General features: G+C 47.4%; 1 protein-coding gene. It reads right to left on the bottom strand.

Features of this window, described 5'->3' with window-relative positions; translation table 11 throughout:
• Window positions 1–608 precede the first annotated feature (608 nt).
• Window positions 609–989 (bottom strand): hypothetical protein, encoded by a 381-nt coding sequence (locus F1735_RS33670; RefSeq protein ID WP_167241367.1) that lies wholly within the window; start codon window positions 987–989, stop codon window positions 609–611.
• Window positions 990–1246: the final 257 nt, after the last annotated feature.

Below are 1246 nucleotides of genomic sequence, written 5' to 3'. Positions count from 1 at the left end.
CATCGAGACTTGCCGCAAGCGGGCCGTTTCCTCCTGGGTCTACATCGCCACTGTGATCGCCGCCGCCAGAAAGGGCGTCGCCACACCCTCGCTGCCGCCGATTCCGTCCGGGACGTGAACGGTTACCGACGGACTGGTCCGTACGGAATCCGCACTGTTCAAAAAAGGCGACGTCTACCGCATATTGATAACTCCCGTCCTGCGAGTTAATTTGAATGCGTCTAATGTCATCTTGACTGATCGATTCGTTGTTCTTGACTGCCGCGAAAAACTTTGGTGACGTTGGAATGCGTTAGTGAGAGTGGTGTTTCTTGCAACTTACCCATCCTGACATGCTGATACTGTCCTTTCTTCTGCACGTCGCTGATGTGCATGCGGCGTTGATGTCCCATCACCCTTGCAACCGTTGTAACGGCCGCATCAATCCGCCAAGCGCGACTCTCCCGAAGTCGATCGCTACCATGGCAAGGTCACGTCCGCATGAGTAACTTTGCGGTTGCGATACAGGGTACTCCATTGCAAATTCTTGCACCACTTAAATCTTAAATCGAATTATTCAAATCTAAGATTTTTCCTGGCGCGGTTCCGCGTGCCGCCTTATGCACACTTCAATAGCTAAGCGATAAAATATTGTTAAGTGTAAAACGAGGAAAAAATTCATTGGAATCATTTCCAACCCAACCGCCGTAGCGTTCAAGCATAAGCTTTAGCACATTCTTCAATTCATCAAGAGTATAGCTGTGATAACAAATGCAAAATGCTGACTTTGCATTCGTCTTCAGTATTGCCTCAACAGACTCCGGATCCTCAAAATCTCGCAAAATATCCATTTGAAAAAGATCCCACCTTGCCGTCCCGCCACTTATTTCAATTTGCATAGCGTCCTGTTCTTTATTTAAGAACCGACTATTTGGTATGCTAGCTGCTAAAAAGTCGTGCAAATTCTTAAGTGAAATAATTTCTTCGTAGAAATAAAATAGATCATTCACGATACCACCTATGGCGCAATAACATCAATTACATCCTTCGCATTTCCGGTCCCTAGTCCGCCGGCCTCCTCGATACCTCCCTGTCATCATCGTCGAATGGTAGGTGTCGTAATTCGTCATGGGGATAGCCCCAATCTACCGGACTTAAGCGATTGACAGCTTAACATGGCTTTTGTGTCATGTATTTGTGGGGCTTAGGCTGCTTGTTTCTGGGCTTTGATTGGCCGGGTCGGTGAAGGAACGTCTTGCGAACAATC

Origin of the sequence: Massilia genomosp. 1 (genome assembly GCF_011682185.1) — a bacterium.
Taxonomy (GTDB): domain Bacteria; phylum Pseudomonadota; class Gammaproteobacteria; order Burkholderiales; family Burkholderiaceae_D; genus Telluria_A; species Telluria_A rubra.
Note: the sequence above shows the minus strand (reverse complement) of the source record. Positions and strands in the feature narration are given on the sequence as shown.